The following is a 13192-nucleotide window of genomic DNA, read 5'->3' as shown; positions in this document are numbered from 1 at the left end:
TTAATAACTTTACTCTAGCTTATTGCAAGCCATCGAATGCTCTGGCTAACTCAATGATTCCAGGCTGGATCAGCGCCTTATCAATCGAGTGAAAACCCAACCTAAAATATCGATTCGCATCATGAGGCAATAGGGATTGAGATCTCTCGGTAGACGGTGATGAGGCGATAAAATGTGAAGCGCCGGTTTCAACCAAGACTCCGTGCTGCGCGGCCTTAGAAACTAACCGCTGACAACTGACCCTATCTGGGGTCTGTAATCACAGTGCATTACTGAGCTCATGCTTAGCTAACCGTTCACAGTAAGGAATATACCTTGCGACCGCTTGATTGATGATATCCCACCGCTGCCGAGTATTTTCACGCACACGGCGTACAAAACTGTCGTAGTAACCCTGTGCAATAAAATGTGCCATTTCCATCTGTAATCGGCTCGGCGGATGGCGAAACATCAGCCGACGCAATCCTCTTAGTTCATAGATCAGCTCTTCTGGTGCCACCACAAAACCGAGGCGCAGACCCGGCGCGAGAATTTTGGAAAAGCTACTCACGTAAATAACTCGCCCTGACTTATCTAATGCTTTCAAAGCTGGGACTGGATTGAGTTCAAAGTTACTGTTCGAGTCATAATCATCTTCAATGATGATCGCATCACTTTGCTCAGCGAGCGCCAAAATCTGTTTGCGCCGCTGCTGGCTCATAGTTACTGCGGTTGGCGCTTGATGACTTGGCGTGACATAGAAGTAATCACACAGGGCAGAACATGAGTTCAACTTTAACCCTTCAGTATCCACTTGGTGTGGGTATAACTGTGCACCCGCTAGGCTAAAAATATTGTAGGCTTCTTTATATCCGGGATTTTCAACCCCTACTCGAGAATCTCGATTCATTAACAACTGAGAGAGCAGATATAAGCCATTCTGAGAGCCTATCGTGATGAGAATTTCCTCACTGCTGGCATGAATTCCACGCTGAGGCAGCACTCGCGTGCGGATCTGCTCAATCAATAGCTCCACATCTTTATCGACTTTATCACACAGCCAGCCATGATCCTGAGCGTTGGCAATCACCTTGCGTGAAGCTTCTCGCCACTGAGACAAGGGGAAATCATTTATATAGGGCTGCCCATAAATAAAGGGGTATTTATAGCAACTCCATTGGCTGGGTTTGATGATGCGCGGAAATTGATGGGTATTAATTTTTATTCTATCGGCCCAATTTGGTGCATTGATTGCACTATTTTCTGCAACCGAATTGAATGCGATAGGGCTAGCTTGATCACTGACTTGATAAGCTTCCGCCAGATAATAGCCGCTGCGCGGTCGGCTAATTAAATAGCCGTCATCGAGCAAACTTTCATACACCAAAGAGACGGTATTTCGCGATACTTTTAATTGTTGAGAGAGCTTGCGACAAGACGGCAGCGCCTGTTGCGAAGCAAATATCCCCTCTAAAATCGCTTTGACAAGGTACTCTCTGACCTGCTGCTGTAGGCTTCTCGCGGAATCAAATTCAATCACGCACTGATAATTTATCGCCACTCCATCAACCTCCGATCATCCACGACCAAAGTCAGCCGATAAACCATCGTCAGCAAAAAATAGACCACAAAAAATGTAGGTATTTTTTAGAAAAAATCCAGCTTAGAAGATCAGGCTTAAAGCACACAGCTGTCCCATCAGGATGGATAAATTGGCTCTACCCCATCACCGTCGCCAATCTCTACAGTGCAAGTATTCAAGCGGCGTTCAACAGAGTTAAAAGGATGGATATATGAAACATGGAATGAGTGTTAAGAAATGGTTTTCTACCACGGTGATTGCGCTAGCCATCGGCACCTCAGCCAGTGCACTTGGCGCCGATCTGGCTGAAATCATCAAAACAGGGGTGCTTAAAGTCGCAACGGAAGATAACTACTCACCGTTTAATTACATTGCACAAGGCAAGGCGACCGGTATCAACCAAGATCTGCTCGAAGAGCTGCGTCACTACGCCAAATTTGAAGTGAAGCAAGATATTTTGCCGTGGACAGGCTTACTCGCTTCCGTTGCCGCAGGGCAATATGACCTCGCACTGACAGGGGCGATTGTTACCGACGCGCGCCTGCAAGTTTTTGATTTTACCCCACCGATTGCCTCAGCACAGCACTATTTTATGGCATTAGAGCCAGCATTAATATTATGCGCACCTTGCCTTTTCTTATTCTCGCCTACTTGCTTTATTACGGGCTACCTCAGCTCGGGATCGCATGGACGCGATCAGCGCCGGACTGGTTGCGCTTTGTCTTTACCACAGCACCTATTTCTGTGAAATTTTTCGCGGGGTAAGAAAAGATCTGGATGAGGGCTATATTGAAGCAGCCACATCATGTGGTTTCTCAAAGGTTAAAATCTTCACCCGCGTGATCACCCCAAATATCCTGTTTAAATCTCTACCTCTGATTGCCAATCAACTGATTATCTGTCTTAAAGATACCGCGTTTTTAAGCATCATTACCGTCAGCGAAATCACCGCGGCAGCAAACAGCGTGCAATCGAGCTACTTCATTCCACTTAACGCATTTATTGTTGCAATCGGCCTGTATTGGATAGTGAGTATTGCGGTTGAACAAATCACCCAACGCGTACTGTACAAGGTGCAACAAAGAGGGCTAAGTCATGCTTAAACCATACGTTAACAGACCCGAAATCTCGGTCACATCCGCTAAAGAGAATGCAGCATTGCACGTGGTCGAGACAAACCATCAACCAGTCACACCTCGTGGATCAATGCTCGACGCGACACGACACGACAAGAGCCAAACCCGATCATCAAAATTGTCAACCTTTCCAAACAATTTGATGGCATAGAAGTGCTGCGAGATATCAACCTTACTATCCACCAAGGACAAGTGGTGAGTATTCTCGGCTCTTCCGGCTCAGGAAAGTCAACTTTATTGCGCTGTATCAATTGGTTAGAGCAGCCAGAGCGCGGTTTTATCTACCTTGGTGAGCAGCCGATTGGGGTTAACCCACACACCAATAAGCCCTGCAAATATCCAGAACTGGCAAAAATACGCCAACGGATCGGAATGGTGTTCCAAAGCTTCAATCTATGGCCGCACCTTACGGTTCAACAAAATGTGATGGAAGCCTTGATCCATGTAAAAAAGTGGTCAAAAGAGGACGCTCAAAAGATGGCGCATATCCAGCTTGAGAAAGTCGGTATGGCGCACAAGCTCAACAGCTATCCGAATATGTTATCTGGTGGACAAAAACAGCGCATCGCGATCGCTCGTGCATTAGCCATGGAGCCAGAGGTTCTGTTATTCGATGAACCAACCTCAGCACTTGATCCCGAGTTGGTTGATGAAGTGCTATCAGTCATGCAACAGCTTTCAAGAGAGGGTTACACTATGGTGATCGTCACCCATGAAATGGCGTTTGCACGCCAAGTTTCAGACCAAGTGGTGTTTTTAGAAAAAGGCATCTTGATCGAAAATAGCCCACCAGAAAAATTCTTCACTAACCCAGACTCATTGCGCGTCAGGCAATTTTTAAAGCTGGATGGCTAGTGGATGGCGGGCGATTCGGCGTTATTCTAGAGTGCCTTTGAGACGATTGCGCTCACGCTCTTTACGATACCAGAGTGCGCCTTTCGCCAACATGCGCAGTTGCAAAATCAACCGCTCAGAGAGTTCATCGCGCTCACTGCGCTCCAAATCTAAAGCTTCTGCACCCGAGCTAAAGACCAAGATCACCGACGCTTCCGCTTGAGTCATCGCTTCTTCGCGGCTCATTCCGGTGGTGACCAGATATTCGGTGAGCTCGGCGGCAAAATGCTGAATTTCACGCACCACCGCAGCGCGAAACTCGCAGGAGGTACCAGAGCGTTCACGCAGCAGTAGGCGAAACACGTTCGGGCTACTCTCAATGAATTCCATAAAGGTTTCCACTGAAGTGCGGATCACGCTGCCCTCTTTAACGATCCGCTGCCGAGCTTGGCGCATCAATTGACGCAGCAGTAAACCACCTTCATCCACCATGGTTAAACCGAGCTCATCCATATCTTTAAAATGGCGATAAAACGAGGTTGGGGCAATGCCCGCTTCACGGGCGACTTCACGTAAACTCAAGTTCGAGAAACTGCGCTCAGCGCTCAATTGACTGAATGCGGCATCAATTAAAGAGCGGCGTGTTTTTTCTTTTTGTTGTGCTCGGATCCCCAGCGATTTCATACCCAGTCTGCTCTCGGCTAAGTCAAATAATTTGCTGCATACTATAACCTGATTGATAGGCTTGTCTAAGCAACAAAATGGCTGATTATGAAATCATCGACCTATTTTTCTATCATCGGTAATTGATCACTGCTGTTTTCAAGCGCTACCCGTAATAAAAAAGGCCTGGGATTAACCAGACCTCTTATATTTGATGATCGACTCAGCCAAGTTGCGATCAGAACTCACCAACCGCTTCTTTTAGCTTACGCATCGCATTTTTTTCAAGCTGGCGGATCCGCTCGGCAGAGACGCCATACTGTTCAGCTAAATCTTGTAGCGTGGTTTTATTGTCATCATCCAACCAACGGGCGCGCACAATATGCTGGCTGCGCTCATCGAGACTGGCTAAAGCCACACTCAGGCGCTGGGTGGTATGCGCCTCCCAGTTTTCCGCTTCTAGGTTATCCGCTAGATCCGACTGTTTATCTTCGAGATACAGCACTGGCGCAGTGTAGGCCATGCCGTTGTCATCATCTTCAGCGGACATTTCAAATGCTGCATCTTGCGCCGCCAGCCGCGATTCCATTTCACGCACTTCCGCAGGCTCAACGCCTAATTCGCGAGCCACGGTTTCCACTTCACCTGCGTTAAACCAGCCGAGGCGTTTTTTGGATTTACGCAGATTGAAGAACAATTTGCGCTGAGCTTTAGTGGTCGCGACTTTGACAATACGCCAGTTACGTAGCACATATTCATGAATTTCCGCTTTAATCCAGTGTACTGCGAACGAAACCAGTCTCACGCCCATTTCTGGGTTAAAACGCTTAACCGCTTTCATCAAGCCGATATTGCCTTCTTGGACTAAATCAGCAATCGGCAGACCATAGCCGGAATAGCCACGAGCAACGTGAACAACAAATCGTAAGTGCGACAAGATCAATCCTTTCGCCGCCTCGATATCCCCTTTGTAATGTAATCGCTCAGCCAGCTCGCGCTCTTCATCTGCGCTCAGCATCGAATAACCGTTTACGGAGCGGATGTAGCTATCTAAGCTGTCTTGTGTAACAAGAGCCATTGGATACGCTTGGTTAGTCATTCAATTCCTCATCATTCTCTGATCTGGACACAGGGTTTTATCGCAGCAAGCTTGAACCGAAAATTAATCAATTTCAAGTTTGACGGGTCATTATGCATAAACAAAAGTACAACTCAAGTCAAGCACTGTGGTGGCTGTTAATCGGCCGCTATTTTATGACCATTATCACCTAAAGCGGTTCAATTTCTTTTAAATGGCGCTGAGCAGAAACTTTAGCGGCCACGCAGCCAAGCAATACACCAAGCATCAGCAGCAGTAGCGATTCATCCCAACTGAGGCCAATTAAGCGAAATCGACTGTCATACAACATAGCGAGAGTGGCGACTGCGCCATTGAGCAACACAGTTATCAATGCGGTGAGCAGCCATGCCACCACCGCACCAAGCAGTCCAAACCACATACCAGAATAGAGATAAGGCCGTAAAATATAGCTATCGGTCGCGCCGATCAATTTCATGGTTTGGATCTCTTCCTTATTGGCTTGCACATTAAAACGCAGTGTATTGCCAACAATCAAAAATACCGACATCAGCATCAAACTCGACAAGCTGATCACCACTATGGTCGCTAAGTGTCGAATCGCATCGAGGCGAGCAAACCAATCCTCATCCATCCGCACATCAGTTACCCCATCTTCGGCTCGCAAGCTATGGGCCAGAGATTGCAACTGGTCACGGCTCTCGACTTGTGGTGTCACCACTAACACGGCCGGTAACGCAGCGTTATCGAGCAGACTGATCGCCTGTTCAAATCCGGCATATTGGCTTAACTCATCCAAGCCTTGTTGAGGTGAGATGTATTCCACTAGGCTGACTTCAGCACGCCGCTCTAGCGAATCTTTCAATACGATGATTCGCGGTTCTGGGATTTCGGTTTGTAAGTAAACACTCAACTGGGAAGGTACAGCGACCGGTTCGGCCACCGAAGCAATATTTTTACTCAGCAGATACAAACTGGCAGGCAAAGCTAACGCCATTGAGATCACGGCCAGAGTGAGAATATTACCAAGCGGACGTCGCCATAACGCGGCAAACGAAGTCTTGGCTTGCTTTAAATGGATTGCGATAAAGCTATCGTTTTTGCTCCGCTGTTGAGCGCGCGTTTTACTTTGACGGGTTTTAGTCATTTTTTGCTTGCTCGGTTTAACGGCCATGATCCGCCACCTCACTTAAAAAACCCTGATTGAGTTCGAGATGACGATACTGCGGACGCGAATTAACCAGATGAATATCGTGGGTAGCCAATAAAATGGTCACCCCAGCACGGTTAAACTCTTCAAATAGCCGCAGCACCAAATTGGACAGATCAGGATCTAAATTACCCGTTGGCTCATCCGCCAACAGTAAAGTCGGGCGATTGACCACTGCCCGAGCAATTCCCACCCGCTGCTGCTCACCACCAGAAAGCTGGCTCGGTAGACAGCGCGCTTTATCCAGCAAGCCGGTTTTATCGAGCGCAGCGCAAACTCGCCGTTTGATCTCATCTTCCGCGATCGATTCAATCCGCATCGGCAATGCCACATTGTCATATAAGGTGCGGTCCATCAACAGGCGATGGTCTTGAAATACAATGCCGATATTGCGCCGCAAGAATGGAATATCTTTACTAGGAATACGCGTAATATCGTGCCCATTAAAGCTGATCTTGCCGTCGGTTGGACGCTCAATAGCACAGATCAGTTTAAGCAATGTGCTTTTCCCTGCACCGGAATGGCCACCTAAAAAAGCCATTTCCCCACGCCGTAAGTGAAAATCCACTTTCTGCAGCGCTTGTCGTCCACCTCGGTATGCTTTACTGACTTGCTGAAACCTGATCACGCCCTCTCCCCCTTGGCAAGGCTGGCACACTGGCCAGCTCAGATTTGGTGACTGGTGGTGACCAGTTACTCTTCACGACTAAATAGTGCGTCGATAAACTCTTGGGTAGCAAATGGACGTAAATCGTCAATTTTTTCACCAACCCCAATATAGCGGATCGGGATCTGGAATTGATCAGCAATCGCGAAAATCACGCCACCTTTGGCAGTACCATCAAGTTTGGTCAAGGTGATCCCGGTTAACGGTGCCACTTCACTAAATAGCTTGGCCTGACTGATGGCATTTTGTCCGGTCCCGGCATCCAAGGTCAGCATAATTTCGTGGGGCGCACTACCATCAATCTTTTTCATCACCCGCACAATTTTACGCAGCTCTTCCATTAAGTGGCTCTTGTTTTGCAAACGACCCGCGGTATCGGCAATCACCACATCAATGCCACGCGCGGTGGCCGCTTCAATCGCATCATAAATAACCGATGCGCTATCTGCGCCAGTATGCTGGGCAATCACTGGTACTTGATTACGCTCACCCCAGACTTGCAGTTGCTCAACTGCAGCGGCGCGGAAAGTATCACCGGCGGCCAACATCACTTTGTGGCCCTGAGCTTGGAACTGCTTGGCCAGCTTACCAATCGTGGTGGTTTTGCCCACGCCATTGACTCCGACCATTAAGATCACGTACGGTTTTTTATCCGCCGCAATGACCAACGGCTGCTCGACTTGAGCCAAAATTTCCGCCATCTCTTCTTTAAGTAAGCCATACAGCGCTTCACCATCACGCAGTTGCTGACGAGAGGCTTTGGCGGTCAAATTGGCAATAATTTTACTGGTGGTTTCCATCCCAACATCGGCGATCAGCAGCTGCTCTTCAAGCTCTTCAAACAGCTCATCATCAATTTTTTTGCCTTTAAACAGACCAAAAAAACCTGCGCCAATATTGGCTTTGGTGCGGCTAAGGCTGCGCTTTAAACGAGTAAAGAAACTTTCGGTTGGCTTTTCTTGCTCGCTAATCCGCGTTAGCTCACTTTCATTTATTTCTGTTTCTGTTTCTGTTTCTGTTTCTGTTTCTGTTTCTGTTTCTGTTTCTGTTAACACAGCTTCGGCGACCAGCTCGACCGTGGCAACGTCAGCTTGAGTTGAGGGCTGATCTTGCGCTGGTGTTTCGCTTGCGCTGGTTGGATTATGCTCTTCATCACCAAAGCCAAGCCATGACAACAAACCACGCTTCTTTTTTTCCGTCATCTGGAACTGTCCTGAATCACTTTATTTGAATACCCACTTTTCTTGGCGATGGGCATCTGCCAGAAAAGAAAAATGACAAAGCAGTGAAAACTTTTTGCTGCACTTGCTACACTTTGTCCAATTTTTTATGTTAACTCGGGTTGTCACGCCGGATGGCGGACAGGTGGGTTATAGTAACACTTAATTAGCGGTCAAAAAATCTATGCAAAGACGTCGCCAGCCAAACTCATCACAAAAAAACGCCCCCAGCGGGCAAGTTCGAATCATCAGCGGCCTATGGCGTGGTCGAAAACTTCCGGTGCATGATGCAGAAGGATTACGCCCCACCACCGACCGAGTCAAAGAGACACTATTCAATTGGCTCGCTCAACACGTACCGAACGCACGTTGCCTCGACTTATTTGCTGGCTCTGGTGGCTTAGGATTTGAATGCGCCTCACGCCAAGCAGAACTGGTGACCATGCTGGAGCTCAACCCTCTCGCCTTTCAACAACTCAGCCGTAATGTGCAGAGCTTAAAAGCACAAAACATTGAACTTATTCACATGGATAGCTTAGCCTTTTTGCGACAATCCGCACAACCGTATGAGCTGGTGTTTATTGACCCACCATTTCGACAAGGTTTATTGCAACAAACCACTCAATTGTTAGAGCAAAACGGTTGGCTAAGTCCTGATGCGATGATTTATATTGAATGCGAAAAAGAGCTGCCGATGACGGAATTACCCACATCGTGGCGCTTGCATCGAGAAAAAATCGCTGGGCAAGTCTGCTATCGGCTATTTATAAGGGAAGCACAATGAAAGGATTAATCTGGTTAGCAAAGACTGCGATTGGCTTGGTGTGGCTGGTGTTACTACTCAATATCGCTATGCCTTTTCCAGGCAATGCTGCGATTGCACTGTATATTATGGCCGCATTTTTACTGATGATGCATGGCTTACAGATGCTGATTTTTATTGGCGCATTTGGCGATAAGTTACCATTAACACGTTGGGACAAATGGTCGATTCTGATCTTCGGTATCTTTGCGCTACTGGATATTCGTCGTAAGTACATGATGTAAGTGACAAGCTCATGATCTCCTCAAAGCCACCAGATTAATTTGGTGGCTTTTTTATGCTCAAGCTGCACATGCGGTTGTAGCTCAAAGCGCCGTTGTATGCCCGCGAAATCACCATTCTCTCTGCATACTGATGACCACACGACTCAATCACCAGAAAAGCCAACAAAATAACAACCAATCAAAATTAAATCATCAAAACACAATAAAACAAAAGTTAAATCATAGACAAGCCACACAAAAACACTATTAAAAATCACAAAAAAAACAAACAAAACGATTTAAATTCAACGAATTACAATAAAAAATATATTTAAGTAGAATAATTAAAGCTAAAAGATAGATAACATCCATTAAGACAAATGTAAGCAAAGAAAACCACTAACCAACAAAAGCAAATGATAATTCATATCAACAATCAGCAACTATCAGCGATAAACCGTTAATTACTCGATACCGACTATCAAATCCAGCCCAAGTAACAATAACTAACGTTAGTTTAAAGTTAAACCAGCCAAGCCAAATATAAAAAATAATTAAAAACAAAAAGATAAAAAGACAACCATTCAAAAAAACAACACATCGCTCATGATTACAACAGTACAAAACCATGACCTTTCCCTGACGAAATTCCATCACAACAGCAAAACAACTGTGTTTTTTTAAACTCTCACAATCAATCTATTGATCAAGCCTAATAAATGATCTATTCTTTTCGCCAGAATGATTAAACTAAAAAGGAGCAGTGTTATGATTTCTTCATCTCAAAAACAGGGACTCGTTATGATCGCAGTAATCATTGGCCTAATGACACTGCCCATGATGTACTAAGCTTATGTTTATAAACAAAAAGGACGCATATGCGTCCTTTTTGTTTTGCTGGTTAGCCATTAATGGAAATGTTGAGCAAGCTCAGGCCAGTACCAGTAATACACCAACAGCGCACCAAGGGTAACCAACGTCAGTAAGGTGATTGCCACCCGCCACACAAATTTTCCACTTCTGGGCGTTAACGCCTTCTCACACTCCTGACATGCGCTAAAAAAAGCATTGCGTGCTTCTAGCTGATAGTGATCTTCATGGATCACTTTGTTGCGAATCGTGGCAACATAGCGCAATTTTTTGACCATATGATTAGGTAAACGCTCTTCGCAACTGGTGACGAGCTGGTGCAGCCCCTTGCCTTGTGCATGATATTGTTCGCGCAATAGTGTTTCGAGTTTGCGCGTGCGTAGCACCACTTGCTCAATGTCTGACATATTCCCTCCCGCACTCTGTTTTGCTGTCTCGCTAGTCACTCGACAAACCCTAGCTGCGATGATCCATAAAGTGTGAAGTCAGCCGAAAAATCACCGTGAATAGCGGCCAAACGTCTCTTTCTCAGTAAAAATTAGTTGGCAAAATATGCTATTCGCTAAAATGGCTGCGTATCCCCGATTGGAGGCAGACATGCCCTACACTCTATTGATCTATCTAGTATTATTAATTATTGCTGCATTTTGGTTGTTCAGCCACTTCTACCGCCGTCACCTGCAAGGTGAAAATGCGCCACAGCGTACAGCAGAAGTGACGATTCTGGATAAGCAGATTATCGACGTTGCCAACCCACTGCCCGGTCAAGAGGATCAGGAGTGCTGGATTTACGTGCAAAAAGGTCTGTTTGGCCCAAAGCGCGAGTTTCAAATTGGTATTCACTACTATCATGCACTGAATCCTGGGGATAAGGGCATACTGACTTATCAGGGCCAACGTTTTTTACATTTTGCGCTACAGCGCTGAACTGGCCAATAACCATACTATTGATATGGATTGATAGTTTTTCTCTATCAAAAAAATCAGCCAATCCCAATTTGATCCCTACCTAAACTACACTATTCTTGGTGTATCAAAATAGAATTTAACACACTGAGAGGTGGAATTATGACAACCAATTTAATTGGTCTCGATAGCACACAAAGTCAAAAACTGGCCAATACTCTCAACCACTTGCTAGCAAATTATCAAGTTTTTTATATGAATACCCGTGGTTATCACTGGAATATTCAAGGCAAAGAGTTTTTTGAACTACATGTCAAATTTGAGGAAATCTATACCGATCTGCAACTCAAGATTGATGAAGTGGCAGAGCGTATTTTGACCTTAGGCGTTCGGCCAATGCACAGTTTTAGTGGCTACCTTAAAGCAACCCAAATTAAAGAGCACACCGATTCACTCGATGGCCGTAGTAGCATGCAAGGATTGGTGGATGGTTTTAGCGTATTGCTACACCAACAGCGCGATATTCTGGAATTTGCCAGTAAAAGTGGCGATGAAGGAACCGCCGCCTTGATGGGCGATTACATCCGCGAGCAAGAGAAGTTAATGTGGATGCTCAATGCTTGGCTGAAATAATCAACCCTTGGTCACCCATCAACACATAACCCGCGCTGACAAGTCAGTGAAGCGTTCTGGTCAACTAGCCTTTATTATCCAACCCTCAACGTCAGGCTGGTTGACCGCCAACACAACCGAACAACCATCTAAACCAAACGATGAATGTCTTGACTCCAACGCTGGGCGTCAATCAATCGGGGCTGCACTTCTTCAATCTCCAATCCCAATTGATGACAGTGTTGCGCTACACCTTGCCAATCTCCCTGTTCAAAACACTGCTCAAGGTTAAGCAAAGCTCCGAGAGATCCGCTCCGGTCACGCAGCGCCAGTTTCACTTCATCGCCTAACGGCAACTGCTCAACCAGCACGGCTAAACTGGTATCTAGTAACGCATCTAACACCGAAAACATCCCGATCAGAAAAGCTTGCTGTTGATAAGCCTGAAAAAGGGGCAAGGTCGTCATTAACTGACAAAATCGCGCTCTCTGCAACGATAACGTATAGAGCTGTTGCGGCTTTTTCGATGAGATGTAAGAAGCGACCGCCAATGAGATAAAAATCCGCAATCGGTCTTGACCCAGATAGACCAAAGCTTGACGAAACGAGGTGATCGAAACTGCAATCCGATCTGACATCGTATTGACAAAACGCAGCAACTGATAGGACAGCGCAATATCTTGAGCCACCAATCGCTCCGCTCGTTCATAATCGACCTCAGGCTGACAGACCTCATGGAACAGTTGCATCGCGATCACATGCTCAGGGCTGATGTAACGCTGCTCAATCAGCTCTGGTTTACTGAAAAAATAGCCTTGGAAAAAAGTAAACCCGGCATCACGTGCTTGGTGAAAATCGGCTTCGGTTTCCACTCGCTCGGCCAAAAAGCGCCGCCGACTACCATTCGCCAATCGCTCACGCACCAAAGCACACGCTTGATCAAGCCCCATCGCCATAATGTCGAGTTTGACAATATGCACATAAGGCAAGAAACGCTCCCAAGCGGGTGAATAGACAAAATCATCTAATGCCAGCAAATATCCACGCTGACGCAACTCTTGTACGGCCACCAACAGTTCATCAGTCGGCTGGCAAGTTTCGAGGATTTCAACCACGATCTGCTCACGCGGCAAAGTAAGCGGTAACCGGCGTAGCAAGCTTTTATGGGGGAAGTTGATAAAGCAACGCGAACGGGCAATCTGCGGATTGGTACCAATCGATAAGAAGTTTTCCACAATCAAGCGATAGGTTGCCCGATCCGCATCGACGTACTCAGGAAATGCGTTATTTTCGCCATCACGAAACAGCAATTCGTAGCCTAACGTGTGTTGTTTGCCATTTAATATCGGCTGGCGAGCAACATAAGTAGTGTACATAGTTTCCTTAACCGATCTGCTGAATCGATAACC

At 46.3% G+C, this 13192-nt stretch carries 13 protein-coding genes and 2 pseudogenes; 7 read left to right on the top strand and 8 right to left on the bottom strand.

The window, feature by feature from the left end:
• Positions 1–259 precede the first annotated feature (259 nt).
• A complete protein-coding gene (locus tag G7083_RS06685) occupies positions 260–1540 on the bottom strand; it encodes a PLP-dependent aminotransferase family protein (protein ID WP_240911890.1) in 1281 nt (426 codons plus the stop codon).
• Positions 1541–1772: 232 nt separating this feature from the next.
• Between G7083_RS06685 and G7083_RS06680 the strand changes: the two are divergent.
• The 3 genes and pseudogenes from G7083_RS06680 to G7083_RS06670 all read left to right on the top strand — a co-directional run.
• Positions 1773–2156: pseudogene (locus G7083_RS06680) on the top strand (transporter substrate-binding domain-containing protein); the annotation flags it as partial.
• Positions 2132–2664, top strand: a pseudogene (locus G7083_RS06675) (ABC transporter permease subunit); the annotation flags it as partial. The pseudogenes G7083_RS06680 and G7083_RS06675, both read left to right, overlap by 25 nt.
• Positions 2665–2805: 141 nt before the next feature.
• Entirely contained in the window at positions 2806–3552 is a 747-nt protein-coding gene (locus G7083_RS06670) for an amino acid ABC transporter ATP-binding protein (RefSeq protein WP_166015004.1), read from the top strand.
• A 21-nt stretch (positions 3553–3573) separates the two neighbouring features.
• On the opposite strand, the gene fabR is transcribed toward G7083_RS06670, so the two are convergent.
• From fabR to ftsY, 5 genes are all read right to left on the bottom strand, one after another.
• The gene (fabR, locus tag G7083_RS06665; RefSeq protein WP_166014083.1) at positions 3574–4215 is read right to left on the bottom strand and encodes an HTH-type transcriptional repressor FabR; all 642 of its coding nucleotides are present in this window, start codon (positions 4213–4215) and stop codon (positions 3574–3576) included.
• 217 nt (positions 4216–4432) lie between these two features.
• A complete protein-coding gene (gene rpoH, locus G7083_RS06660) occupies positions 4433–5293 on the bottom strand; it encodes an RNA polymerase sigma factor RpoH (RefSeq protein ID WP_166014082.1) in 861 nt (286 codons plus the stop codon).
• 169 nt (positions 5294–5462) lie between these two features.
• Positions 5463–6446, bottom strand: a complete 984-nt coding sequence (gene ftsX / locus G7083_RS06655; RefSeq protein WP_166014081.1) for a permease-like cell division protein FtsX — start codon at positions 6444–6446, stop codon at positions 5463–5465.
• A complete protein-coding gene (gene ftsE / locus G7083_RS06650) occupies positions 6436–7110 on the bottom strand; it encodes a cell division ATP-binding protein FtsE (RefSeq protein ID WP_166014080.1) in 675 nt (224 codons plus the stop codon). The genes ftsX and ftsE overlap by 11 nt, the downstream gene beginning before the upstream one ends.
• A gap of 65 nt (positions 7111–7175) precedes the next feature.
• Positions 7176–8351: a signal recognition particle-docking protein FtsY gene (gene ftsY / locus G7083_RS06645; RefSeq protein ID WP_166014079.1), complete on the bottom strand. Its 1176-nt coding sequence runs from the start codon at positions 8349–8351 to the stop codon at positions 7176–7178.
• A gap of 202 nt (positions 8352–8553) precedes the next feature.
• Between ftsY and rsmD the strand changes: the two genes are divergently transcribed.
• Entirely contained in the window at positions 8554–9153 is a 600-nt protein-coding gene (gene rsmD / locus G7083_RS06640; protein ID WP_166014078.1) for a 16S rRNA (guanine(966)-N(2))-methyltransferase RsmD, read from the top strand.
• Positions 9150–9416 carry a DUF1145 domain-containing protein gene (locus G7083_RS06635; protein WP_166014077.1) on the top strand — a complete coding sequence of 89 codons (267 nt, stop codon included), beginning with the start codon at positions 9150–9152 and terminating at the stop codon, positions 9414–9416. The genes rsmD and G7083_RS06635 overlap by 4 nt, the downstream gene beginning before the upstream one ends.
• Before the next feature lie 887 nt (positions 9417–10303).
• Here the strand turns inward: G7083_RS06635 and G7083_RS06630 are convergent.
• Entirely contained in the window at positions 10304–10672 is a 369-nt protein-coding gene (locus G7083_RS06630) for a DUF4145 domain-containing protein (RefSeq protein WP_166014076.1), read from the bottom strand.
• Positions 10673–10862: 190 nt separating this feature from the next.
• Here G7083_RS06630 and G7083_RS06625 point away from each other — a divergent pair, with 190 nt between their 5' ends.
• A complete protein-coding gene (locus G7083_RS06625; RefSeq protein WP_166014075.1) occupies positions 10863–11192 on the top strand; it encodes a DUF2500 domain-containing protein in 330 nt (109 codons plus the stop codon).
• A gap of 141 nt (positions 11193–11333) precedes the next feature.
• Positions 11334–11804 carry a Dps family protein gene (locus G7083_RS06620; RefSeq protein WP_166014074.1) on the top strand — a complete coding sequence of 157 codons (471 nt, stop codon included), beginning with the start codon at positions 11334–11336 and terminating at the stop codon, positions 11802–11804.
• 128 nt (positions 11805–11932) lie between these two features.
• Here G7083_RS06620 and G7083_RS06615 read toward each other — a convergent pair whose 3' ends face one another.
• Positions 11933–13159, bottom strand: coding sequence for an EAL and HDOD domain-containing protein (locus G7083_RS06615; RefSeq protein WP_166014073.1), 1227 nt, complete (start codon positions 13157–13159; stop codon positions 11933–11935).
• Between the last annotated feature and the right edge of the window lie 33 nt (positions 13160–13192).

It is taken from the genome of Vibrio sp. HDW18 (assembly GCF_011306175.1).
GTDB classification, from domain to species: Bacteria; Pseudomonadota; Gammaproteobacteria; order Enterobacterales; family Vibrionaceae; genus Vibrio; species Vibrio chanodichtyis.
The sequence above is the reverse complement of the archived record's forward strand: the minus strand, read 5'-3'. Positions and strand labels throughout refer to the sequence as shown.

What these genes read in the sequence shown, in the direction of transcription:
- rpoH (WP_166014082.1), bottom strand. Translation starts at nt 5,293, where the DNA reads ATGACTAACCAAGCGTATCCAATGGCTCTTGTTACACAAGACAGCTTA.
- G7083_RS06630 (WP_166014076.1), bottom strand. Translation starts at nt 10,672, where the DNA reads ATGTCAGACATTGAGCAAGTGGTGCTACGCACGCGCAAACTCGAAACA.
- G7083_RS06615 (WP_166014073.1), bottom strand. Translation starts at nt 13,159, where the DNA reads ATGTACACTACTTATGTTGCTCGCCAGCCGATATTAAATGGCAAACAA.
- G7083_RS06625 (WP_166014075.1), top strand. Translation starts at nt 10,863, where the DNA reads ATGCCCTACACTCTATTGATCTATCTAGTATTATTAATTATTGCTGCA.
- ftsX (WP_166014081.1), bottom strand. Translation starts at nt 6,446, where the DNA reads ATGGCCGTTAAACCGAGCAAGCAAAAAATGACTAAAACCCGTCAAAGT.
- fabR (WP_166014083.1), bottom strand. Translation starts at nt 4,215, where the DNA reads ATGAAATCGCTGGGGATCCGAGCACAACAAAAAGAAAAAACACGCCGC.
- rsmD (WP_166014078.1), top strand. Translation starts at nt 8,554, where the DNA reads ATGCAAAGACGTCGCCAGCCAAACTCATCACAAAAAAACGCCCCCAGC.
- G7083_RS06620 (WP_166014074.1), top strand. Translation starts at nt 11,334, where the DNA reads ATGACAACCAATTTAATTGGTCTCGATAGCACACAAAGTCAAAAACTG.
- G7083_RS06635 (WP_166014077.1), top strand. Translation starts at nt 9,150, where the DNA reads ATGAAAGGATTAATCTGGTTAGCAAAGACTGCGATTGGCTTGGTGTGG.
- ftsY (WP_166014079.1), bottom strand. Translation starts at nt 8,351, where the DNA reads ATGACGGAAAAAAAGAAGCGTGGTTTGTTGTCATGGCTTGGCTTTGGT.